The following is a 20,701-nucleotide window of genomic DNA, read 5'->3' on the forward strand; positions in this document are numbered from 1 at the left end:
AGGGAAAATCGTGACTGTTCATTTTATTGGAGCCGGTCCCGGCGCGGCGGACCTTATCACCGTGCGCGGTCTGCGCCTGATCGAGCAATGTCCTGTCTGTATCTATGCTGGGTCGCTGGTGCCGAAGGAGATTGTTGCCGGAGCACCTAAGGATGCGCGGCTTGTCGATAGTTCATCGCTTACCCTTGATGAGATTATCGCCGAAATGGAAGCCGCACATGCGCAAGGCTTCGACGTTGCACGGGTTCATTCCGGTGATCCGTCGATCTATGGTGCGATGGCCGAACAGATGCGTCGTCTGGACAGCCTCGGCATTCCTTATGACGTGACGCCAGGTGTGCCTGCTTTTGCGGCCGCTGCGGCTGCCATGAAACGAGAATTGACCATTCCGGAGGTCAATCAGACCATTATTCTGACCCGCACCTCAATGAAATCATCTGCGATGCCTGAAGGTGAAGACCTTGCCACGCTCGGGCGGTCGGGGGCGACGCTGGTAATTCATCTCTCCATACGGAACCTTAGCAAAATCGAGGCCGAGCTGGCACCTCTTTACGGTGCTGATTGCCCGGTCGTCATTGCTTATCGCATCGGATGGCCTGACGAACTGATTCTACGCGGTACGTTGTCGGATATAGCGGAGAAGGTGGCCGCATCCGGGTTGAAACGCACGGCAATGATTTTTGTCGGACGCGGACTGGACCCTAAAAGCTTTCGCGATTCAGCGCTTTATCATGAAGCGCATAGCCATGTGGCGCGTTCAAAAACCTAGTGCTGCGCGGGCGAATATGATCGCATCTTCCGGCGAGGCGACAATGTTTTTGGCTACAACCGGTGGACGGGAAATCATCATGACCGGAAGCCCAAGCGTGCGGGCAGCTTCGATTTTTGCATAGGAAATGGTGCCCCCTGAATTGCGGCAGACGATCAGCCCGATCCTGCGGCCCTCCAGAAAATGCTTCTCCGCAGCGTAATCGCCGGGTTTTGCCAGAACGATCTCGCAATCCTGTGGCAGTGTCACATCCGGCGGATCGATCATACGGATGATGAAATGAACGTCGGCACGCTCCGCAAAGGGGGCGATATGCTGGCGACCGAGCGCCAGAAACACACGCTCACCGGGCGGGATGGCATTCGCTGCTTCGGCTTCGTTGGAAATATCGATCCAAGCGTCTCCGGGCTTTTCCTCCCAGGCGGGGCGTTCCAGTCGCACCAATCGTATGCCGCGCTTGCTTGCTGCCTGAACTGCGTTTTGCGAGATGCGCGCAGCATAAGGGTGGGTCGCATCGATGATAAGATCGATCCCTTCGCTATCGAGATAAGAGGTAAGGCCGTCAATGCCTCCGAAGCCGCCGCTTCGAACTGTTCCAGTCAGTTTTGCTGGATTGCTGGTGCGTCCGGCAAGCGATGTGATGGCATTGACGGGCAGTTCCGCAAAGGCCGTTGCAAGCGCCGCAGCCTCGGCCGTTCCACCCAAAATGAGTATCTTGGGGTCAGACGCGCGCAAGGATATTTCCACTGCGATCAGTCACGATAATTTCGACTTCCACAGGCGCACCACGAAGGGTTTCGAGCGCTGTCTCTTTCGCCTTAAGCGCAATTGGCGTAGCCATATCGATGCCAAATGATCGAGTCAGTTCAAGCACTTCCATAGCAGTGTTCGCAAAGAGAATCTGATCCTTCATGCTTTTCGGCGCGCCAGCCTTTTCGGCGATTGTCCAGAGGAAGCTCTTGTCCACTTGCGAGCGCGATGAATGGAGGTCAAGTGCGCCTTGGGCAAGCTTTGTCAGCTTGGCGAAACCGCCGGCGATTGTAAGTTTGTCGATGGGGTGGTCACGCAGATATTTGAGCACACCGCCCGCGAAATCGCCCATGTCGAGAATGGCAAAATCCGGCAGATCATAGAGCGCCTGCGCGGCGTCTTCGGAGGTTGAACCGGTCGCGCCGAGCACATGTTTTTGTCTGGCTGCACGCGCAACGTCGATGCCGCGATGGATCGAATGTATCCAGGCTGAGCAGGAAAACGGGTGAACCACACCGGTGGTGCCAAGAATGGAAATGCCGCCGATAATACCGAGACGCGGGTTCCATGTCTTCTTGGCAATCTCCTCGCCGCCGGGCACCGATATGGTAATGACGAGATCGGCGGGCAGGCCATATTCAGCGCAGGTCTGCTCGCAGATTTCCGTCATCATGCGACGTGGGACCGGATTGATAGCTGCTTCGCCCGGAGGAATTTGCAAGCCGGGCCGTGTAACTGTTCCAACCCCTTCACCAGCGCGAAAGAGGATGCCGGTTCCGGGAGGAGCCGGAAACACTGTCGAGATGATCGTGGCGCCGTGGGTCACGTCGGGGTCGTCGCCCGCATCCTTGACGATGCCTGCCATCGCATAGCCTTCGCCCAATCCTTCATAAGCAAGCTGGAAATAGGGTACTTCCCCTTTGGGCAGAATTATACCGACAGGATCAGGGAATTCTCCGGTAATCAGTGCTGTCAATGCTGCCTTGGTGGCAGCGGTCGCGCAGGCACCAGTGGTCCAGCCGCGGCGAAGCTCGGCTTTTTCCTGACTTTTATTCGTTGGGGCGGTTTCGTCATTCATGGACGCCTTATAATGTATCTGATAGCTGTGCCGCTAGTGGATCAATGTGGTTGACGAGAATGAACAAGGCTGAAGAAACGGCAGCATGTGTCATTGCGAGGAGCAAAGTGACCTTGCCTGCGATGGAACCCGGCCATGTCTGGCTCGTTGGGGCGGGGCCGGGCGATCCCGGCCTTTTGACGCTTCACGCCGTCAAAGCTTTGCAACAGGCGGATATCATCGTTTATGACGCGCTGGTGGATGATGCCTGTCTTTCTCTCAAGAATGCGGACGCTGTGCTGGAATATGCAGGCAAACGCGGCGGTAAGCCCTCGCCGAAACAGCGCGATATATCCCTGCGGCTTGTTGAACTTGCGAAACAGGGCAAGAAGGTGCTTCGCCTGAAAGGCGGCGATCCGTTTGTTTTCGGACGGGGAGCAGAAGAGGCGCTGACCTTGGTGGAACATGGTGTTCCGTTCCGCATCGTTCCCGGAGTGACCGCAGGAATCGGCGGCCTTGCTTATGCAGGTATTGCAGCCACCCATCGCGATATCAACCAGTCGGTAACGTTCCTGACCGGGCATGACGCAACCGGGGCCATGCCGGATGGCGTCGATTGGGCGGGCATTGCCAGGTCATCGCCTGTCATCGTCATGTATATGGCGATGAAGCATATCGGCCTCATCGCCAAGCGCCTGATCGAGGCCGGGCGTTCGCCGGATGAGCCGGTTGCGTTTGTATGCAATGCCAGCTTGCCTGACCAGACCGTGCTTGAAACAACACTGATACAGGCTGCAAAAGATGTCGAAGCGGCGGGGCTGACCCCGCCCGCCATCGTGGTCGTGGGTGAAGTGGTTCGTCTGCGCGCCGGGCTGGACTGGATGGGCGCGTTAAGCGGTAAAGTCCTATCCAGTGACCCGCTTTCCAGACGAAACCAAAGTGAGAGAGTGCAGAGCGCATGAAGGGTTTCATGATAGCAGCGCCAGCTTCCGGGGCTGGCAAGACAACGGTAACGCTGGGCTTGTTGCGCGCCTTGAAGCGGCGGGGAGAAGAGCTTGCGCCGGTTAAGGTCGGCCCGGACTATATCGATCCCGCTTATCACAAGGCTGCAAGCGGGATGGATTGCTTCAATCTGGACCCTTGGGCAATGCGCCCTGAACTTATCAGCGCATTGTCCTCTCGTATGACGGAAAGTGGCGCCAGACTTCTGGTTGCCGAGGGCATGATGGGGCTCTTTGATGGAGCCATAGACGGCAAGGGTTCTTCTGCCGATCTGGCCCGGATTATCGATTTGCCGGTGGTGCTGGTGGTGGATTGCGCGCGACAATCACACTCCATTGCCGCTCTGGTGTGGGGGTTCAGCCAGTTTCGCAAGGACGTGCTGATTGCGGGAATTATCCTCAATCGTGTCGGTAGTCTTCGTCATGAGGCAATGTTGCGCGGCGCATTGGAACCTCTTGGTATTCCGGTTCTTGGTGCATTGCCCCGCGATACTGCTCTTTCCTTGCCGGAAAGGCACTTGGGGCTGGTGCAGGCGGGCGAGCACTCCGATCTTGAGAGCTTTCTCGAACACGCTGCAGATACAATGGAAACGCATATCGATCTGGACGCGCTGCAGACGATCTGGTCGCGACCGAAGCGTTACGATGCGATGGCCAATGTTCCACGCCTGAAGCCGCTTGGCAGCCACATCGCCGTTGCCCGCGACGATGCATTCGCCTTTACCTATGCGCATTTGTTTGAAGGCTGGCGCAGGCGAGGGGTGGAAATTTCGTTCTTCTCACCGCTTGGCGATGAGTCTCCGAGACAGGATGCCGACGCGATCTATCTGCCGGGCGGCTATCCTGAATTGCATGCCGGGCGTTTGGCGCAGGCCGGACGTTTTCAGGCAGGTATACGCGAAGCCGCAGCGCGTGGGTTGACGGTTTACGGCGAATGCGGCGGCTACATGGTTCTCGGCGAGAGCTTGCAGGATGCAGAGGGTGTTGCCCACCCTATGCTGGGGCTTTTGCCGCTTGAGACGAGCTTTGCGAAAAGAAAATTGCATCTCGGCTACCGTGTGCTGGAACCGCTTGAAGGTTCCCCCTGGACGGAGCCATTGAAGGCGCATGAGTTTCACTATGCCAGCATCGTGCGCGAAGGAAAGGCGGATCGTCTTTTCCGTGCACGCGATGCTATCGGCGACGATGTTGGTGAAGTGGGCCTGCGGGTCGGTTCCGTTTCAGGCTCGTTCATGCATGTCATCGATTTTTGCGGAGAGAAAACTTGAGCGCAGAAATCGAGCATGGCGGTGCGCTCGACAAGGCAGTCGCGCGTTTTGGCGGCAGGCCGCAAGATTGGCTCGACCTTTCGACGGGCATCAATCCCGAGCATTTTCCGCTTCCCGAACTGACACCGGCAATCTGGAACCGCTTGCCGGACGAGGGGCTGCTGCAGGAAACGCTGCGATTGGCTCGCATCCATTATCGGCTGAACGAGAAAGCCCCAATTGTGGCAGCGCCCGGCACGCAGGCTTTGATTCAGCTCGTTCCGACGCTGGTTGCCCCGTCGACGGTTGCCGTCCTCGGGCCTACCTATCAGGAACATGCGGCCTCATTTTCCGCTTCCGGCTGGAAGGTCGTGCAATGCGCGACAATTGATGAAATTCCAGACGAGGCGATTGCGGCAGTCATCGTTAACCCGAACAATCCTGATGGTCGCGTGATTTCGAAAGAGGCTCTCCTGCATCTTTCGCAAAAGCTCGGTGCTCGCGGCGGGTTTCTGGTTGTTGACGAGGCTTTCGCCGATGCACATGAGGCCATCAGCGTTGCCGCAAATGCAGAAGATGCGCCGATAATCGTATTGAAATCCTTCGGCAAGTTCTTTGGGCTTGCTGGCGTTCGGTTGGGCTTTGCAATTGCCGACGCTCGTTTCGTTGAGGCATTGGCGCAGCGGCTTGGATCATGGGCGGTTTCGGGGCCAGCGCTTGCAATTGCCAGTCATGCCTTTGACGATACCGAAGCGCTTGCAGAATATCGCATACGTATTGGTCTGCGACGGCAGGAATTGTCGGCTGTACTTGAAAACTCCGGTCTGAAAGAAATTGGCGGAACGGCGCTGTTTTCCCTCGTTGAACACGCAGATGCACTCGGGATTTATACCAGATTGTGCGAGAGACATATTCTGGTCCGGAAGTTCAATTACGCCCCGCGCTGGTTGCGCATTGGTTTGCCTTTGGATGATGTGGCGCTTGCGCGGTTTGAAAAGGCGTTGAAATTTTGATTCAGTTTTTCTGGTCAAGCTCATGGAAATAAAGTTGATTATCCTTTCGCTGGCGCTTCTTCTGGATCGTTTTGTCGGCGACCCGCCACAGCTGTGGCAGAGGGTACCACACCCGGTCGTTCTGTTCGGGAAAGCGATTTCGTGGGGCGAAAAGCGCTGGAACAACCGCAATCTCTCTGCCTCAATGCTTGGCCGAAACGGCATGTGGCTGACGATTGGGCTGGTGATGGCCTGCGTGGCCCTCGGGCTTGTGCTTGAACTCTCTTTACCTTTCGCCGGGACTGCCGGTGCAGTTGCCGAAATCCTGATCGTGACGGTGCTGCTCGCGCAGAAAAGCCTTGCGGATCATGTGCAGGCGGTCGCGCTGGCATTGCGTGAGGAAGGGATTGAAGGCGGTCGCCGGGCTGTGTCGATGATCGTCGGGCGCAATCCCGAACATCTCGATGAAGGCGGTGTCAGCCGTGCAGCGATAGAAAGTCTTGCCGAGAACGCCTCGGATGGCATTGTTGCGCCTGCGTTCTGGTTTCTAGTCGGCGGCTTGCCCGGCCTCTTCGCTTACAAGCTCATCAACACTGCCGACTCCATGATCGGCCATCTGAATGACCGCTATCGTCACTTCGGTCGTTTTGCCGCAAAGCTGGACGATGTCGCCAATTATATCCCAGCCAGACTGACCGGGCTGCTTGCTTCCCTTGCTACAGCGATCACGAAAGGCAGGCTTTCGGGAGGAGAGGCGTTCTCCGTCATGCGCCGCGATGCGGGTCTGCATCGCTCGCCCAATGCCGGCTGGCCGGAATCGGCCTTTGCAGGTGGGCTGGGATTGGCGCTTGCCGGTCCGCGCCAGTATGGCGCTGAAAAAGTCGAAGGGCCGATGCTGAATGCGTCCGGTAAACGCGAAGCCAACGCCAATGATATCGATGCCGCGCTTCACCTTTTCTGGTCGACGATGAGCGTGATGACCGGACTGGTGATCGCTGCAAGCCTGATTGGACTACTTGTCGGCTAGCACGAACCGTTTGCCATCGAAACGCTGCAGGCGGTTCGGGTTGTCGGTTCGGATACCGTTGCCATCGAACTTGATGGTGCCAAGAACGGTTTCAAAGGAACTATTGCGGAGTGTGTCGATAAGTGGCTGCTTCTGTTCGTCTGCACGCTTGATGGCATTCCTAGCAATTTCGGCGCTGGCATAGCCTATGATCGCATAGGCATCTGCAAGTTTCCCTGCCTGACGCAGGGCGTCTATTGCGGGCTTTGCTGTTGAAAGATCCTGCGGGCGGAGCGGAGCAATCATCAAAGTGCCCTGACTTAAGGGCTGCGCACCGGGAGCAGCCTCCAGAAGACTACCGCCTGCAATCGTCAGCGGATAGTTAAGGGCGGCAGCGCTTGCCCCAATAGCCGCTATATCGTCACGTTCGCCACCGACGTAGACATGGGTAGCGCCCGCGCGCCGTAACCGGGCGACCAGAGCATTTTGTTTATCGAGCCCTGGCCGATAGGTGTCAGTAAATGCCGGCTGCAACTGTTGTTCTTTGAGGCTGGCCAAAACACGTGCTGCGCGCTCGCGTCCTTCAATCGTGCCATCATCGATGATGGCAAAGGCTTGTGCGCGCCAAAGACTGCCGAGAAAACTTCCGGTAGCCTGCGTTTCCTTGTCGAGGCCGGTTGCAAGACGGAACACCGCCATCGGCGATGCTGCGCGTCTTTCGGTCAGTGTGGGTTCGCTGACACCTGATGCTACAATGGGAATGTTTCCCGTCGCGAGAATGGGAAGTGCTGCCTCCAGCGCTTCCGGACACAGAAAACCGGATGCCAGCCGGACATTCTCCCGCACGAAACGTTCCGCAGCTTCCCTGCCGCCATCTGCGTCACAGCGATCATCGGAGATAATGAGTTTCACGCTTTTCGCCGCTGCTGCGACACGGGTACCTTCCGCCAGTTGATTGCCCAATGGGGCGAACGTCCCGGACAGTGGTGCTGCGAGCCCAACGCGCATATCCTCTGCCTGCGCAACTACCGAACTGGCCAGTAGTATCAGGAGGATGCTTGCCAGCGCTGCGGCCGGACGTTTCGCTAGCTCGATCACGTGATCCGTCTTCATTAAACAATTCGTGGCATTTTCAACGAAAAGTGGGTAGCTGTTTCCTCGCCTTTGTGCAATGCCCGTTATGGGGGCCTGTTATTTGGGTCGTTATTACGGGCTTGTTATTTGGGTAGCTGGCTTCAGGTAACATGCCATAGGGCGAGACGGATTCTGTTTGACGTGCAAACGATTAAGAACATCATTTCAAGTGCAGCTTCGGTGGAATCCAAATCCTACCGGGATGCTATGAGTCATTATGCCGGCGCAGTACAGATCGTCACGACGGCTGGCAGCGCGGGGCGGCGCGGTCTTACGCTCACTGCGGCCTGTTCAGTGTCCGATAATCCGCCGACAATCCTGATCTGCCTGCAGAAGATTCACGAAGAAAACCAGCTGTTCATTGAAAACGGTGTTTTTGCTGTCAATACGCTTGCAGGCTCGCATCAGCAGCTTGCAGACGCGTTTTCGGGCCGTATCGGCCTGACACAGGATGAGCGCTTTGAACTGGCACGCTGGGATGTTCTGTTGACGGGATCTCCCGTGTTGCAGGGGGCGCTTGCCGCTTTCGACTGCCGAGTGATCAGCGTCCAGGATCATTCCACGCATCACGTTCTTTTCGGGGAGGTGGTGGGTCTGCGGTCCAAATCCGATGATGAAGCGCTGATCTATCTTAACAGGCGCTATCATACGCTGGAGTTGTAATCCGATGAGCCATAGAATGTCGAAACATGGAATAGGTGGTCTGTTTGGGACATTGTTTCTGTTTTTGACTGTGATGGCATCGGGGGCAGCAACGTTGCCGCCCTACAAGGACGATTATTTCGCTTATCCCGGCATTATCAGCAGCACCGACAATGGTGATTACAAGGTCATCGACTACAACGAAATGCGCGATATCAACGGGCGCGATGCGGTGCCTGAAAAACGTGTAAAAGACGCCTATGTCTCGTTGAAGGCGCGCGCTTATCAGAAGGATGTGACCTTTCAGACCGCCGCCGGGCCGGTGAAGGCCATGACAGTGGGCAAACGCGAAGGCGCATCCTTTATCGTCATCTACCTGCACGGTCGGGGCGGCAATCGCCTGCAAGGCATGAATGATTTTACCTTTGGCGGCAATTTCAATCGTGTGAAGAATCTCGCGGCACTAAATAGCGGTCTGTATATTACGCCGGATTTCAAAGATTTCGCCGGTACAGGTGAGGCGCAGATTGCCGGATTGATCGAGGCCGCCAAAGCATCATCACCAAATGCTCCGTTGATCCTGTCCTGCGGCTCGCAAGGCGGAACGCTGTGCTGGCGCATAGCGTCCAATGAAAAGGCGGGTAACCAGCTCGCAGGACTCATTTTGCTTGGCTCGCTTTGGGATGACGGATTCTTCAAGTCGCCCGCGTTCAGGAAGCGTGTACCGATTTTCTTCGGACATGGAAGCCGCGACCCGGTTTTTGCAATCGATAAGCAGGAAGCCTTCTATCGCGAAATACGTAAGCGTGCGCCGGGCTATCCGGTTCAGTTCCGGCGTTTCGAAAGCGGCAATCACGGCACGCCGATCCGCATGTCCGACTGGCGTGAGATGCTGAACTGGATTCTCGCAAAATAATGATGACAGATTGTGGATGCGAATCGAAATTCCGGCAATGTGACCTTCCTGCCACTCGACAATCTGACAAAACCGAATAGTTATCGAACTTAAAATTTTACCTACTCAGCAGATACTATGAGGTAGATCATGTACGGACGCGCCCGCACCGGAGCCCGTTTTTTAGCTATTGCCATGTTGGCCCCGCTTGCCGCTGCCTGCACGACGACTGTACCGACCTCGACGGCGACGCCGGGCAAAACCGATGCGCCAGTTAGCGCATCGACGATTTCACTGCCGCGTTTCACGCCAACTTCCTATGTCGATCCGGCGCTCGCGCAGCCATGCATCACTGCCGCTGCCAACAAATACTTCCTGCCGGAGCGCGTTATCTCCGCCGTCAATTCCCGTCCGGGTGCAGCAGGTGGCACCGACGTTGACCTCAAGGTTGATCTGCGCACTGCTGTTTGTCAGGTGACCGCGAAAGGTGGCGTGCGTGCCGTTATCGATACGTCGCCGAAGAGCGCCGATCAGGTTGCAGCCGAAGCCGCTGCTGCCAAGGCCGACGCAGCAGCTGCTGCTCAGCCGAAGAAGGCCAAGGCGAAGAAGAACTGATTCAACAAACAAAGCTAACATATGAAAAAGGCAGGGATTTCCCTGCCTTTTTGTTTTTCATTTCTCCGGTTTTTCGCCGTACCAACGCGGCGTATAAACCCATTCCCAGCCATCGGACTTTGTAAATACTTGCGTGTGGGACGAGCCCACAATCACGACAGTTCGCATGTCGACATCATCCGGCGTCAACGCACCGAGCATGGTTGTCCGTGTCGTCTCTGCCGGTCTGCCTATGTCGCGGCCAAGAACGACGGGCGTTTCGGGGGACCGATACTGGCGCAGAATTTCCAGTGCACGACCAAGCTGATGCGGACGTGCCTTGGAGATGGGATTATAGAATGCCATGGCGAAATCGGCCTCAGCAGCGAGCGCAAGGCGCTTTTCGATGATTTCCCAAGGCTTCAGATTGTCCGAGAGCGAGATTATGCAAAAATCATGCCCCAGCGGTGCTCCAATACGCGACGCGGCGGCCATTGCAGCAGAAATACCGGGCTGGATGACAAGCTCAACGCCATGCCATGCGGTATTATCCGTTTCGTGAAGCGCCTCGACGACTGCCGCAGCCATGGCAAAGACACCGGGGTCGCCGGAAGAAACCATGGCGACATGGCGCCCCGAGGCCGCGAGTTCGAATGCGTGGCGCGCGCGCCGCATTTCTTCCCGATTATCGGTCATGTGAACGGTTTGATCGGCACGAAAGGGACGAAGGTTTTCTTCGGCCATTCGCACATAGGTCTCATAGCCCAGAATATCTTCCGCCTGTTCCAGTTCGCGCTGGACTGCAGAGGTTATCAGTTCGCGCGATCCAGGCCCAAGGCCGACAACGACCAGCTTGCCGCGTTTTCGACCGACAAACAAAACGTCTGCCGGTGTAGGGGCAATGGCGATGGCAAACCCATTGCGCTCTATCAGTTCGACCGGCTGTTCCACGCAGCGAAGGACGATTTCACGCGCATCCGCTGCATCTGCCACATAACGCAGCGGAATATCGAGACTGGCCGCCGCCTGATGAAGTACGGGAGAGGCACAATCTTTCTCATGGGCGAGAAGCAATGCCAGAGACGGCCGGGCTATCCCGGCTTCGACAAGTGCGTTCTCAATATCCTTCCCGACGCTATCGCTGATCGTATCGACAGCAATGGCGACAGCGCGCGGATGGTAGGTCAGTTCGTTCGAGCGCGTTGGACGGATGTGCGGGCTTATGCTGATCGTCAGAGTGCCATCGTCGGCGAAAGGCAGTTTGGAATTTGCAAGCCAGCGTGATGTTCCGTCAAGCCGCACCTTCTGTCCCGCAAGCAGGTTCGACGTGAAATTTTTCGCGTCGTCGGGATTGGCAAGGGTCAGTTCGGCAGGCGGGTGCAGCAGATTGATACCGAATCGCAGTTCTCCTGACGTGGTTATGGCAGGCGCGACTTTCAGCGCTGCTGCGATCTGCCGGGCCATGTCATTGACACCGGAGAGCCCGCCCAGAAGCGGGACAACCGCGCTTCCATCTTCGGCTATGGCCAGAACCGGCGGTTCTATGCGCTTGTTCTGAAGAAGTGGTGCCAGCGCCCGGATGACGATACCGGCTGCGCAAAGCGCAATGATGGGGCGGCCTTCCTCATAAAGCGATCTGACCGCATCGCCGAAATGGACGAAAGTGTTGTCCAGTGATGCAACACGGTTCTGGAGGCCGCGTATTTCGGCATCTTCGAGTGCCGCTGCGATCCGCTGTGCGGCAGGAACTGCGGCTTCTCCGAGAACCAGAATCGCGGGAATCATGCGCCGTTCCATTTTTGCCCCGGAACCAGAATGATCGAGAAATAGGGGCAGTCGCCGCCATCGACGTCAGCGAGTGGCACAATGCGCTGATTGGACATGGTGGCGCGCTCGACATAGAGCGCCCGGTCCATCAGGCCGAGATCGACCAGCACGGCGCGAACCTTGTCGAGGTTCTTGCCGAGCTTCATGATAGCCGCCGCACCCGTATCCGCGAGCCGCCGCTTCAGTTCGTCCGCGCTCATGACGCCGGAGAGAACGGACAATGTCTGATTGCGATAGACCAGTGGCGCGCCCAGCACGGCAGAAGCGCCAAGGACGGAACAGACGCCGGGCACGACTTCCGTTTCATACTGGTCTGCAAGCCGGTCGTGAATATACATGAACGAGCCATAGAAAAACGGATCACCCTCCGCGATCACGGCGACATCCTGACCGCGATCGAGATGGCTTGCTATGGTGTTCGTTATCTCGCCATAGAAATCACGGACGATCTGCTCGTAATCCATATGTGCGGGGAGTTTTTCCGTCGTCACCGGATAGATGAGCGGTACCAGAATCTGTTCCGGCGAAAGATAGTCCTCAATGATTGCAAGGGCGTTGCCCTTCTTGCCCTTGGCGGCGTGATAGGCCACGACCGGCGCGTTTTTGAGAAGGCGGAGCGCCTTCAGCGTTATCAGTTCCGGGTCGCCGGGGCCGACACCGAGGCCAAACAGTCTGCCTTTTGCCGCCATTATTCGCGCTCCGAGGCGAGCGCATTGACCGCCGCTGCCGTCATGGCGCTGCCGCCGCGTCTTCCGCGCACGATCACATAAGGCACACCGTGACTGTTGGCGGCAAGCTCGTCCTTGGATTCTGCCGCGCCGACAAAGCCGACCGGCATGCCGATGATGAGGGCCGGTTTTGGCGCACCGGCATCCAACAGTTCGAGCAGGCGAAAGAGGGCGGTCGGTGCGTTGCCGATTGCAACCACGCTGTTGCCGAGATGCGGCAGCCAGAGGTCGAGCGCTGCGGCAGAGCGGGTATTGCCGATCTTTGCCGCAAGCCCTGGAACCGATGGATCGCCAAGCGTGCAGATCACCTCATTATTGGCGGGCAGGCGCGAACGGGTAATGCCTTCGGCCACCATGCGCGCATCGCAGAGAATGGGCGCGCCTGCCAGCAGGGCATCGCGTCCGGCCTTGCCTGCACCTTCCGAGAAGGCGAGGTCATTGACCACATCCACCATGCCGCAGGCGTGAATGACACGGACTGCAAGCTTTTCCAGATCGGCTGATATCCGGCTTAGATCGGCCTCGGCGCGGATGATGGCGAAAGACCGGTCGTAAATGGCCTGCCCGTCGCGGATATAGTCTGTCATAGGGACCACTCTAATCAGTGTCGGGCGTTCAGAAGGCGCGCCGCTTCGTCAATGGTGATATCTGTCGCCAATAGCTGCCCGAAACGCGATGGTCCAGTCCTGTCTTGTGCATAAAGATCATAGCGGCCTGCCGAGCGGGCCAGAAGCGTATGGGGGAGGGGTGCGAGCGCCGCGCATGATTTGGCGCATCCGGTCAGGTGAACGGCGGTTGTTCCATGCGCCAAATGTGTGGCAAGTTCCTTGCCATCCGTCTGTGTGTCGGCGAGCGCGGATGCGCAGCCATCCGACCCCGAACAGGCGCGAAGCCGCGCATGTGGGGCTTCGGCTGTCGTTTTGAGGTCAAGCAAACGAAATTTCTCGGATACTTCACGAATCTGGGTTTCGTCTACATAAGGCAGGACAACACCTTGCCACGGCGTAAGGCGCAGTTCACGCTTTCCGCTTTCGGTGAGGTCTGCCAGACCTGCGAGTTGCTGCGGTGTCAGCCGTCCCACGAGCGGCATGGCGCCAACATAAAATGAACCGTCAGATTGCTGGCTGTTGCCGAGATGCGAGAATGGCACCGGTGTCTTGCGCTTCCAGCCGGTTGCCGAATGGATGGGAAATGACAACTCCCGGCCCAGTTCCGCCAGAAACTTTGGTGGAGGGGTGGCCTCGAATAGATGCTTCATCCGTGCAAAACTGCCTTGGCGTAAAAAATGGTGGAGTAACGCTTCGATGAAGGGCAGGGCGTGTTGCGCATCCAAAGCCCCCAGCGCTTCCCTGTCTGGAGACGAAGCAAGGCCAAAAGCAAAGGTCTTGCCGTCTATTGCCGAAAGCCAGATGTCGCCGGGATGAGAAATCATTGCGCAGTCTTCGCCGCCGTCGATCTGGAACGAGAATTTGGGCGACAAGACATGGAAAGCCTCATTCGACTGCACCATGGCGAGCAGGGATGATGCCAGTTCGGTAACGTCACATATCTGGCCCCGGTCAATGCCAGCGGTGGGGCTGACCATCACATTGCGAATATCGTCCGCGCCGGGCGTGTCCGCGCCGAGGCCAGCCTCGTGAAGCGCTGCCACCGCATGACCCCAATGTTCGGGCGCAATGCCGCGCAACTGGATATTGGAGCGAATCGATAGCTCGATCGCACCGGCTCCGAAACGTTCGGCTATCGCCGCCACCGCCCGCGCCTGATCGGCGGAAACGCGGCCGAGCCCCAGTTTGATACGGGTAATGGCCCCATCTTTGGCCATAACCATGCGCGAGAGGCCGGGGCAGGCATTGCGCCGGTCGGGTTTTGTTGCTTCGGTCGGGCTGTTTTGCTGGCTCAACATAGTGGCCTTATACGCCTTGCCGCTTGCACTTGCTACTGCCCCGCCATACGAACAGGGAAAAGGAGCAGCGCGCATGGCACACTGGCTGACGGTGATCGGGATCGGCGAAGACGGGTTGAAGGGACTCGGGAAAACCGCGCTTGCGGCACTCGCTTCAGCCAAGGTCATTTTCGGCGGCAGGCGGCATCTGGATTTCCTGGGCGGCGATATCAAGGCCGAGCGCGTGTGCTGGCCGTCGCCATTCGACGAAGCTTTCGCGATGATCGAGGCGCATCGCGGCCAGCCGGTCGTCGTGCTGGCAAGCGGCGATCCGATGTTCTTCGGCGTCGGGGCATCGCTCTCCCGCCATTTTGCACCGGAGGAAATGCGCGTTCTGCCCCATCCCTCTGCTTTTTCATTGGCTGCGGCGCGGATGGGCTGGTCGCTTCAGGAGGTGCGAACGGTCAGTGTTCATGGCCGTCCGTTTGAATTGCTGCTCCCGCATATTCTGCCGGGGGAGAGAATTCTCGTGCTCAGCAATGATGGTTCAACGCCGGCAAAGGCGGCGGCAATGCTCAAGGAGAAGGGATTTGGCCAAAGCCGGATGACCGTGCTTGAGCACATGGGCGGTTCGAAGGAACGCCGGATAGAGGATAGAGCGGAAAACTGGCCGCATGAGCGATGTGCCGATCTGCATGTTCTGGCGATTGAATGCATGGCCTCGCAGGCGGCTTATGTATTTTCTCCCGTCGCCGGTCTGCCCGATGAAGCTTTTGAGAATGACGGACAGCTGACCAAGCGCGACGTTCGTGCTGTTACTCTGTCGCGATTGCAGCCATTGCCGCGGCAATTGCTGTGGGATGTCGGCGCCGGTTGCGGATCGATCGGCATTGAGTGGATGCGCGTTCATCCTTCATGTCGTGCGATTGCCATCGAAGCGAATGAACAGCGGCAAGTGATGATTGAGCGAAATCGCGCGGCTTTGGGTGTCCCCGGATTGCAGCTGGTTAGGGGCGAAGCACCGTTAGCGCTGGAAGGGCTGGAGGCGCCGGACGCGATTTTCATCGGCGGCGGCGTAACGGATGAAGGCGTGCTGCAAGCCTGCTGGGATGCCTTGAAGCCGGGCGGCAGGCTTGTCGTCAATGCGGTGACCCTGCAAAGCGAGATGCTGCTTTTCAACTGGCGTGAGACGTTCGGCGGAGAATTGACGCGCCTTGGCGTTGCGCAGGCTGGCGCACTCGGCTCTTTCGATGTCTGGCGGCAGGCGCTGCCCGTCACAATTTATTGCGGGTTTAAATTATTGCGGGTTTAAAGCTAAAAGATGACTTGAACAGTCATGTTATATTCGGGTAAGGCTGAGGAAACTGTTTCCCAAAGGAGGACGGGCATGTCCGAACTCAACGCCAATACCCGCTTTGCACTGACGAACGCCGGTCATGTGGTCAATCAGCTTCTCGATCATTTTGTCGAACATGCTGATGTGCATCGTCAGGGCAGCACGGCCAAGCTGGTATTGAGCTTCGGTAAGGCTGATGTGCAATGGGATGATGAAACGGTTAGCGTCGACGTCACGAGCGAGGACGAAACCGGTCTTGCCTATATGAAATATTCCATCGCCGAACATGTGCTGGAATTTCTCGACAAGGGCAGCGCCAAGCCGAAGATTATCTGGGAAGGTGACGGGGCCGCCGGACTGCCTCTGCCCTATTTCCGTGAGATGCGGGTTGTCGCGGTGTCGAATGTAACGCCGCATATGCGCCGTGTTCGCCTGAAAGGCGAAAACCTGTTCCGTTTCTCGCAGTTGGGCCTTCATATCCGCCTGCTGTTTCCGCCGGAAGGTCTTGCGAAGCCGCAATGGCCCACAACCGGCGAAGATGGCCGCCCCGTCTGGCCGGATGGCGAAGTCAAGCTTGCCACACGTGTCTATACGATCCGCAACATCGACCCCGCAGCCGGATGGGTGGATATTGATATGGTCGTTCATGGCGATGATTGCGATGCGCCGGGTTCGGGCTGGGCTGTCGGCGCCAAGCCGGGCGATATCGTCGGGATGACCGGTCCGGGCGGCGGCGATGCAGGCGATGCGAAGTGGTATCTGCTGGCGGGCGATGAAACCGCGCTGCCCGCCATCGGGCGCATTCTGGAACGGTTGCCTGAAGGCGCCAAGGCAGTCGTACGCGTCGAGATCGGCAGTGCCTCGGAAGAGCAGGAACTAGTCTCGCGAGCCGACGTTGATCTGCAGTGGCTGAACCGCAACGGCGCGGAAGCCGGAACGACGACATTGTTGCAGGATGCGGTGTGCGCAGTCGAACTACCGGAAGACGAGGATGACATTTACGTCTGGGTCGGTTGCGAGTTCAAAGCGTTCCGGTCGATCCGCACCTATATGCGCAAGGAACGCAATGTTCCGAAGGACCGCCAGCTTATTGTCGCCTATTGGCGGCGCGGGCAGGATGGCGACACACCGCGCAAGGCATCCGACGATTGATGCAATGAAAAAGGGACCGGAAGGTCCCCTTTTTGTTTACCTGCGGAAGCCTTCGCTCGCCCGCATCAGGTTCTTCGTATAGTCGGCATGGATATTGCCGCTGACAAGATCGTTTGCTTGTAACTGCTCGACGACCTCTCCATTGCGCATGACAGCAAGCCGGTCGCACATATGGGTCACAACGCCAAGATCGTGGCTGACCATGACGAAGGTCAGGTTGCGGTCACGGCGAACCTGTTCCAGCAGATTCAGCACTTCCGCCTGAACTGATGCGTCGAGCGCCGAGGTCGGTTCGTCGAGCAGCAGAATGCTGGGTTCCACGATCAATGCGCGGGCAATGGCGATACGCTGGCGCTGGCCGCCCGAAAGCTGGTGGGGATAGCGGAAGCGGAAGCCGGAGCCGAGGCCGACTTCATCGAGCGCCTTCACGATGCGCTGTTCCGTGTCGCCGACGCCATGGATGGCAAGCGGCTCCAGCAACAGCCGATCCACGGTCTGCCGGGGATGCAGCGAGCCGTAAGGGTCCTGAAACACCATCTGGACATTGCGATAGAATGCCTTGTCGCGCGGTGTCTTCAGCAATTGCCCGTCGATGCGGATTTCGCCGTCTTCAACGGGTGCCAGTCCTGCAACAGCGCGCAGGAGGGTCGACTTACCGGAGCCCGATTCACCCACGAGGCCGTAGGATTCACCACGGGCTACGTCGATGCTCACCGATTTCAGCGCATGGAAATGGTCGAAATAGACGTCGATATTGTCGACGCTCAGTGCAGATGCGGTACTCATAATTTCCATGCCTCCTCACGCTGCAAGGTTGGCAGGGGATGACGATCAGCTCCGATTTTCGGCATGCAGTTCAGCAATCCTTGCGTATAAGGATGTTTCGCATTGGTGAGGTCCTTCGCCGCGATTTCCTCCACGATTTTACCCGCATACATCACGATGACGCGGTCGCAGAATGAGGAAACGAGGCGCAGGTCATGGCTGACGAAAATCAGCCCCATGCCGCGTTCGGCAACCAGCTCGTCCAGAATGCCGAGTACTTCGAGCTGAACGGTCACGTCGAGGGCCGAGGTCGGTTCGTCGGCAATCAGCAATTCCGGTTCGGCCACCAGCATCATGGCGATCATGACGCGCTGGCCCATGCCGCCCGAAACTTCGTGCGGATAGAGTTTCATCACCCGTTCTGCATCGCGAATCTGCACGGCCTCTAGCATGGCGATGGAGCGCTTGCGGATTTCATCGCTGCTGAATTTGCCGTGGGCCTTAAGTGTCTCGGCGATCTGCTTGCCGATGGTCATGACAGGGTTGAGCGAATATTTCGGGTCCTGCAACACCATGGCAATGCGGCCACCGCGCAGGGCGCGCCGTTCCCGCGCCGAGGCGTTCAGAAGATCAATGCCGTCAAACTCGAGTTTCTTGGCAGTGATCTGTGCATGCAGTGGTGTGAGACCCATGATGGCGCGGCCGGTCTGTGATTTACCGGAACCGGATTCGCCGACGATGCCGAGGCGCTCGCGGCCCAGCTCGAAGCTGACGCCGCGCACGGCCTCGATTGCGCCTGTGCGGGTCGGGAAGGTGACGCGCAGGTCTTCAACGGTCAGAAGAGGCTTCATTGGTTGTTACCCCGCGGATCGAGCGCATCGCGCAGGCCATCGCCCAGCAGATTGAAGCCGAGGCTGACGATCAGGATCGCGATGCCTGGCATGGCGGCAACCCACCACTGGTCGAGAATGAAGCGGCGACCGGATGCGATCATCGCACCCCATTCAGGCAATGGCGGTTGGGCGCCAAGGCCGAGAAAGCCTAGACCCGCAGCCGTCAGGATGATGCCTGCCATGTCGAGCGTCACACGCACGATCAGCGAAGATGTGCAGAGCGGCATGATATGGCGCACGACGATGCGGATCGGCGAAGCGCCCATCAGGCGAACGGCGGAGATATAATCCGAGTTGCGCACCGTGAGCGTTTCCGCGCGAGCAATACGCGCATAGGGTGGCCATGAGGTGATCGCGATGGCAATGATGGCATTTTCGATGCCCGGTCCGAGAGCGGCAACAAAGGCGAGCGCCAGAATGAGCTTCGGGAAGGCGAGGAAGATATCGGTAATGCGCATCAGCACGGCATCGACCCAGCCACCAGCATAACCGGCGACAGTACCGACCAGAAGGCCGATCGGTGCGGCGATGATGGCAACCAGCAGCACTACATAGAGGGTGAGGCGCGAGCCATAGATCAGGCGCGAGAGAATATCACGGCCCTGATCGTCAGTGCCGAGCAGATAGCCAGGCGTTCCCGGCGGCAGAAGTCGTGCATTGGCGAGATCACCAGCAACCGGCGAGTGCGGTGCCAGCACATCGGCCAGTGCAGCAACGACGAGCAGGCCGATGATGATGAGGAGGCCAAGCACGGCCAGTTTGTTGGCGGTGAACCGCCGCCAGACCATATAGGCCCGACCGAGGCGGGCCTGCGTGCGCGACTGCGGACGTTCGGTCAGCAGCCATTCGCGCCATGAGAGGTTGGAACTATTTGTCATTTGGCTCATCGTGCGCGCGTCCTTGGATCGAGAAGCCGATAGAGAAGATCGGACACGAGGTTGAGCGCGATAAAGACCGACCCGATGACGATGGTGCCACCGAGAACGGCATTCATATCAGCGTTTTGGAGTGAATTGGTGATGTAGAGTCCGAGGCCAGGCCAGGAGAAGATGGTTTCGGTCAGTACCGAACCTTCCAGAAGTCCGGCATAGGAAAGCGCAATCACGGTTACGAGCGGGACTGCGGCATTGCGCAGCGCGTGACCCCAGATGATGCGGGTTTCCGAAATGCCTTTGGCACGAGCGGCAACGATATATTCCTGTTCCAGCTCATTGAGCATGAAGGAACGCGTCATGCGGCTGATATAGGCCAAAGAGAAGTAACCGAGCAAAGCTGACGGCAGGATGAGATGGGAGATAATGTCCCTGAGCGCCGGCCAGTCGCGCTGGAGAATTGCGTCGATCAGATAGAAGCCGGTGATTGGCGTGAACGTATATTCGAATGTGATGTCGATGCGTCCGGGACCGGAGGTCCAGCCGAGCCGCGCATAGAAAATCAGAAGCGCAAGCATGCCGAGCCAGAAGATCGGCACTGAATAGCCGACAAGGCCGATCACGCGCACAATCTGGTCGACGAGGCTGCCGCGCTTCACCGCGGCGAGAACTCCAAGCGGAATGCCGAATAAAGCGCCGATGATGGTGCCTACGGTGGCGAGTTCCATCGTTGCCGGGAAGACGCGGCGGATGTCCGTCATGACCGCATTGGTGGTGAGCACCGAAGTGCCGAAATCGCCTTGCAGCACGCCTTTCACGTAAAGATAGAACTGCTGATAATAGGGCAGGTTGAAGCCCATTTCTTCCCGCACACGCGCTACGACATGCGCAGGAGCGCGGTCGCCAACGATGGCAAGCACAGGGTCGATCGGTACCACGCGACCGATAAAGAAAGTGACGGCCAGAAGGCCCAGATAGGTCGTTATGACGATAACCAGAAAACTGGCTAACGACGCGGCAAGGACTGTTGAACGTCGCGGCGCTCGCCTTACCTTTTTGGTGGTTCCAGTGTTACTCAATGTTTTGACCGCTTCCGATAAATGAGAGCGTTTCAGAACAGGTTCCGGTCTGAAGCTTCAGTCATCTTTGCTTGAAA

21 protein-coding genes are annotated in these 20,701 nt (G+C 57.9%); 10 read left to right on the plus strand and 11 right to left on the minus strand.

Annotated elements, in window-relative coordinates; genetic code table 11:
• Window positions 1–10: 10 nt before the first annotated feature.
• A complete protein-coding gene (gene cobM, locus JNC70_RS08660; protein WP_104755989.1) occupies window positions 11–769 on the plus strand; it encodes a precorrin-4 C(11)-methyltransferase in 759 nt (252 codons plus the stop codon).
• On the opposite strand, the gene JNC70_RS08665 is transcribed toward cobM, so the two are convergent.
• Window positions 758–1,504: a cobalt-precorrin-6A reductase gene (locus JNC70_RS08665; RefSeq protein WP_104755866.1), complete on the minus strand. Its 747-nt coding sequence runs from the start codon at window positions 1,502–1,504 to the stop codon at window positions 758–760. The two genes, cobM and JNC70_RS08665, sit on opposite strands and share 12 nt — an antisense overlap.
• Entirely contained in the window at window positions 1,491–2,597 is a 1,107-nt protein-coding gene (locus tag JNC70_RS08670) for a cobalt-precorrin-5B (C(1))-methyltransferase (protein WP_104755865.1), read from the minus strand. The genes JNC70_RS08665 and JNC70_RS08670 overlap by 14 nt, the downstream gene beginning before the upstream one ends.
• A gap of 59 nt (window positions 2,598–2,656) precedes the next feature.
• Between JNC70_RS08670 and cobA the strand changes: the two genes are divergently transcribed.
• Genes cobA through cbiB form a run of 4 tightly spaced genes read left to right on the plus strand, consistent with a single transcriptional unit; the run spans window position 2,657 to window position 6,843 of the window.
• Window positions 2,657–3,538 (plus strand): uroporphyrinogen-III C-methyltransferase, encoded by an 882-nt coding sequence (cobA, locus tag JNC70_RS08675; protein ID WP_104755864.1) that lies wholly within the window; start codon window positions 2,657–2,659, stop codon window positions 3,536–3,538.
• The gene (locus JNC70_RS08680; protein ID WP_104755863.1) at window positions 3,535–4,845 is read left to right on the plus strand and encodes a cobyrinic acid a,c-diamide synthase CobB; all 1,311 of its coding nucleotides are present in this window, start codon (window positions 3,535–3,537) and stop codon (window positions 4,843–4,845) included. Before cobA ends, JNC70_RS08680 begins: the two co-directional genes overlap by 4 nt.
• Window positions 4,842–5,837, plus strand: a complete 996-nt coding sequence (cobD, locus tag JNC70_RS08685; protein ID WP_104755862.1) for a threonine-phosphate decarboxylase CobD — start codon at window positions 4,842–4,844, stop codon at window positions 5,835–5,837. Before JNC70_RS08680 ends, cobD begins: the two co-directional genes overlap by 4 nt.
• Before the next feature lie 22 nt (window positions 5,838–5,859).
• Window positions 5,860–6,843, plus strand: coding sequence for an adenosylcobinamide-phosphate synthase CbiB (gene cbiB, locus JNC70_RS08690; RefSeq protein WP_104755861.1), 984 nt, complete (start codon window positions 5,860–5,862; stop codon window positions 6,841–6,843).
• Here cbiB and JNC70_RS08695 read toward each other — a convergent pair.
• Window positions 6,829–7,935 carry a branched-chain amino acid ABC transporter substrate-binding protein gene (locus tag JNC70_RS08695; protein ID WP_104755860.1) on the minus strand — a complete coding sequence of 369 codons (1,107 nt, stop codon included), beginning with the start codon at window positions 7,933–7,935 and terminating at the stop codon, window positions 6,829–6,831. The two genes, cbiB and JNC70_RS08695, sit on opposite strands and share 15 nt — an antisense overlap.
• Before the next feature lie 162 nt (window positions 7,936–8,097).
• Here JNC70_RS08695 and JNC70_RS08700 point away from each other — a divergent pair, with 162 nt between their 5' ends.
• The 3 genes from JNC70_RS08700 (at window position 8,098) to JNC70_RS08710 (ending at window position 10,108) form a co-directional block, all read left to right on the plus strand.
• Entirely contained in the window at window positions 8,098–8,619 is a 522-nt protein-coding gene (locus JNC70_RS08700) for a flavin reductase (RefSeq protein ID WP_104755859.1), read from the plus strand.
• Window positions 8,620–8,623: 4 nt separating this feature from the next.
• Window positions 8,624–9,514, plus strand: a complete 891-nt coding sequence (locus JNC70_RS08705; RefSeq protein ID WP_374788576.1) for an alpha/beta hydrolase — start codon at window positions 8,624–8,626, stop codon at window positions 9,512–9,514.
• Window positions 9,515–9,643: 129 nt separating this feature from the next.
• On the plus strand, window positions 9,644–10,108 hold the full coding sequence (locus JNC70_RS08710; RefSeq protein ID WP_104755857.1) for a hypothetical protein: 465 nt from the start codon (window positions 9,644–9,646) through the stop codon (window positions 10,106–10,108).
• A 57-nt stretch (window positions 10,109–10,165) separates the two neighbouring features.
• Here the strand turns inward: JNC70_RS08710 and cobJ are convergent, their stop codons facing one another.
• From cobJ to cobG, 4 genes are read right to left on the minus strand one after another with little or no spacing between them, the layout of a single operon-like run.
• On the minus strand, window positions 10,166–11,872 hold the full coding sequence (gene cobJ, locus JNC70_RS08715; RefSeq protein ID WP_208623454.1) for a precorrin-3B C(17)-methyltransferase: 1,707 nt from the start codon (window positions 11,870–11,872) through the stop codon (window positions 10,166–10,168).
• Window positions 11,869–12,603 (minus strand): precorrin-2 C(20)-methyltransferase, encoded by a 735-nt coding sequence (locus JNC70_RS08720; protein WP_104755855.1) that lies wholly within the window; start codon window positions 12,601–12,603, stop codon window positions 11,869–11,871. Before JNC70_RS08720 ends, cobJ begins: the two co-directional genes overlap by 4 nt.
• The gene (locus tag JNC70_RS08725) at window positions 12,603–13,229 is read right to left on the minus strand and encodes a precorrin-8X methylmutase (protein ID WP_104755854.1); all 627 of its coding nucleotides are present in this window, start codon (window positions 13,227–13,229) and stop codon (window positions 12,603–12,605) included. The genes JNC70_RS08720 and JNC70_RS08725 overlap by 1 nt, the downstream gene beginning before the upstream one ends.
• A 14-nt stretch (window positions 13,230–13,243) precedes the next feature.
• Window positions 13,244–14,548, minus strand: coding sequence for a precorrin-3B synthase (gene cobG / locus JNC70_RS08730; protein ID WP_104755853.1), 1,305 nt, complete (start codon window positions 14,546–14,548; stop codon window positions 13,244–13,246).
• 73 nt (window positions 14,549–14,621) lie between these two features.
• On the opposite strand from cobG, the gene cbiE reads away from it, so the two are divergent.
• Window positions 14,622–15,839 (plus strand): precorrin-6y C5,15-methyltransferase (decarboxylating) subunit CbiE, encoded by a 1,218-nt coding sequence (gene cbiE, locus JNC70_RS08735; RefSeq protein WP_104755852.1) that lies wholly within the window; start codon window positions 14,622–14,624, stop codon window positions 15,837–15,839.
• A 75-nt stretch (window positions 15,840–15,914) separates the two neighbouring features.
• Window positions 15,915–17,015 (plus strand): siderophore-interacting protein, encoded by a 1,101-nt coding sequence (locus JNC70_RS08740; protein ID WP_104755851.1) that lies wholly within the window; start codon window positions 15,915–15,917, stop codon window positions 17,013–17,015.
• Between the two features lie 36 nt (window positions 17,016–17,051).
• On the opposite strand, the gene JNC70_RS08745 is transcribed toward JNC70_RS08740, so the two are convergent.
• The 4 genes from JNC70_RS08745 to JNC70_RS08760 are packed head-to-tail and all read right to left on the minus strand — an operon-like array spanning window position 17,052 to window position 20,624.
• Window positions 17,052–17,801 (minus strand): ABC transporter ATP-binding protein, encoded by a 750-nt coding sequence (locus JNC70_RS08745; RefSeq protein ID WP_104755850.1) that lies wholly within the window; start codon window positions 17,799–17,801, stop codon window positions 17,052–17,054.
• A complete protein-coding gene (locus tag JNC70_RS08750) occupies window positions 17,798–18,631 on the minus strand; it encodes an ABC transporter ATP-binding protein (protein ID WP_104755849.1) in 834 nt (277 codons plus the stop codon). The genes JNC70_RS08745 and JNC70_RS08750 overlap by 4 nt, the downstream gene beginning before the upstream one ends.
• Entirely contained in the window at window positions 18,628–19,560 is a 933-nt protein-coding gene (locus JNC70_RS08755) for an ABC transporter permease (RefSeq protein ID WP_104755848.1), read from the minus strand. Before JNC70_RS08755 ends, JNC70_RS08750 begins: the two co-directional genes overlap by 4 nt.
• Complete coding sequence (locus JNC70_RS08760; protein WP_104755847.1) at window positions 19,557–20,624, minus strand: ABC transporter permease; 1,068 nt, start codon at window positions 20,622–20,624, stop codon at window positions 19,557–19,559. The genes JNC70_RS08755 and JNC70_RS08760 overlap by 4 nt, the downstream gene beginning before the upstream one ends.
• Between the last annotated feature and the right edge of the window lie 77 nt (window positions 20,625–20,701).

This window comes from Brucella oryzae (assembly GCF_041929965.1).
Lineage (GTDB): Bacteria > Pseudomonadota > Alphaproteobacteria > Rhizobiales > Rhizobiaceae > Brucella > Brucella oryzae.

Coding starts and splice junctions, on each gene's coding strand:
- cobG (WP_104755853.1), bottom strand. CDS start 14,548: ATGTTGAGCCAGCAAAACAGCCCGACCGAAGCAACAAAACCCGACCGG.
- JNC70_RS08755 (WP_104755848.1), bottom strand. CDS start 19,560: ATGAGCCAAATGACAAATAGTTCCAACCTCTCATGGCGCGAATGGCTG.
- JNC70_RS08710 (WP_104755857.1), top strand. CDS start 9,644: ATGTACGGACGCGCCCGCACCGGAGCCCGTTTTTTAGCTATTGCCATG.
- cobA (WP_104755864.1), top strand. CDS start 2,657: ATGAACAAGGCTGAAGAAACGGCAGCATGTGTCATTGCGAGGAGCAAA.
- cobJ (WP_208623454.1), bottom strand. CDS start 11,872: ATGATTCCCGCGATTCTGGTTCTCGGAGAAGCCGCAGTTCCTGCCGCA.
- JNC70_RS08720 (WP_104755855.1), bottom strand. CDS start 12,603: ATGGCGGCAAAAGGCAGACTGTTTGGCCTCGGTGTCGGCCCCGGCGAC.
- JNC70_RS08680 (WP_104755863.1), top strand. CDS start 3,535: ATGAAGGGTTTCATGATAGCAGCGCCAGCTTCCGGGGCTGGCAAGACA.
- JNC70_RS08745 (WP_104755850.1), bottom strand. CDS start 17,801: ATGAGTACCGCATCTGCACTGAGCGTCGACAATATCGACGTCTATTTC.
- JNC70_RS08740 (WP_104755851.1), top strand. CDS start 15,915: ATGTCCGAACTCAACGCCAATACCCGCTTTGCACTGACGAACGCCGGT.
- JNC70_RS08725 (WP_104755854.1), bottom strand. CDS start 13,229: ATGACAGACTATATCCGCGACGGGCAGGCCATTTACGACCGGTCTTTC.
- cbiE (WP_104755852.1), top strand. CDS start 14,622: ATGGCACACTGGCTGACGGTGATCGGGATCGGCGAAGACGGGTTGAAG.
- JNC70_RS08750 (WP_104755849.1), bottom strand. CDS start 18,631: ATGAAGCCTCTTCTGACCGTTGAAGACCTGCGCGTCACCTTCCCGACC.
- JNC70_RS08670 (WP_104755865.1), bottom strand. CDS start 2,597: ATGAATGACGAAACCGCCCCAACGAATAAAAGTCAGGAAAAAGCCGAG.
- cbiB (WP_104755861.1), top strand. CDS start 5,860: ATGGAAATAAAGTTGATTATCCTTTCGCTGGCGCTTCTTCTGGATCGT.
- JNC70_RS08695 (WP_104755860.1), bottom strand. CDS start 7,935: ATGAAGACGGATCACGTGATCGAGCTAGCGAAACGTCCGGCCGCAGCG.
- JNC70_RS08705 (WP_374788576.1), top strand. CDS start 8,624: ATGAGCCATAGAATGTCGAAACATGGAATAGGTGGTCTGTTTGGGACA.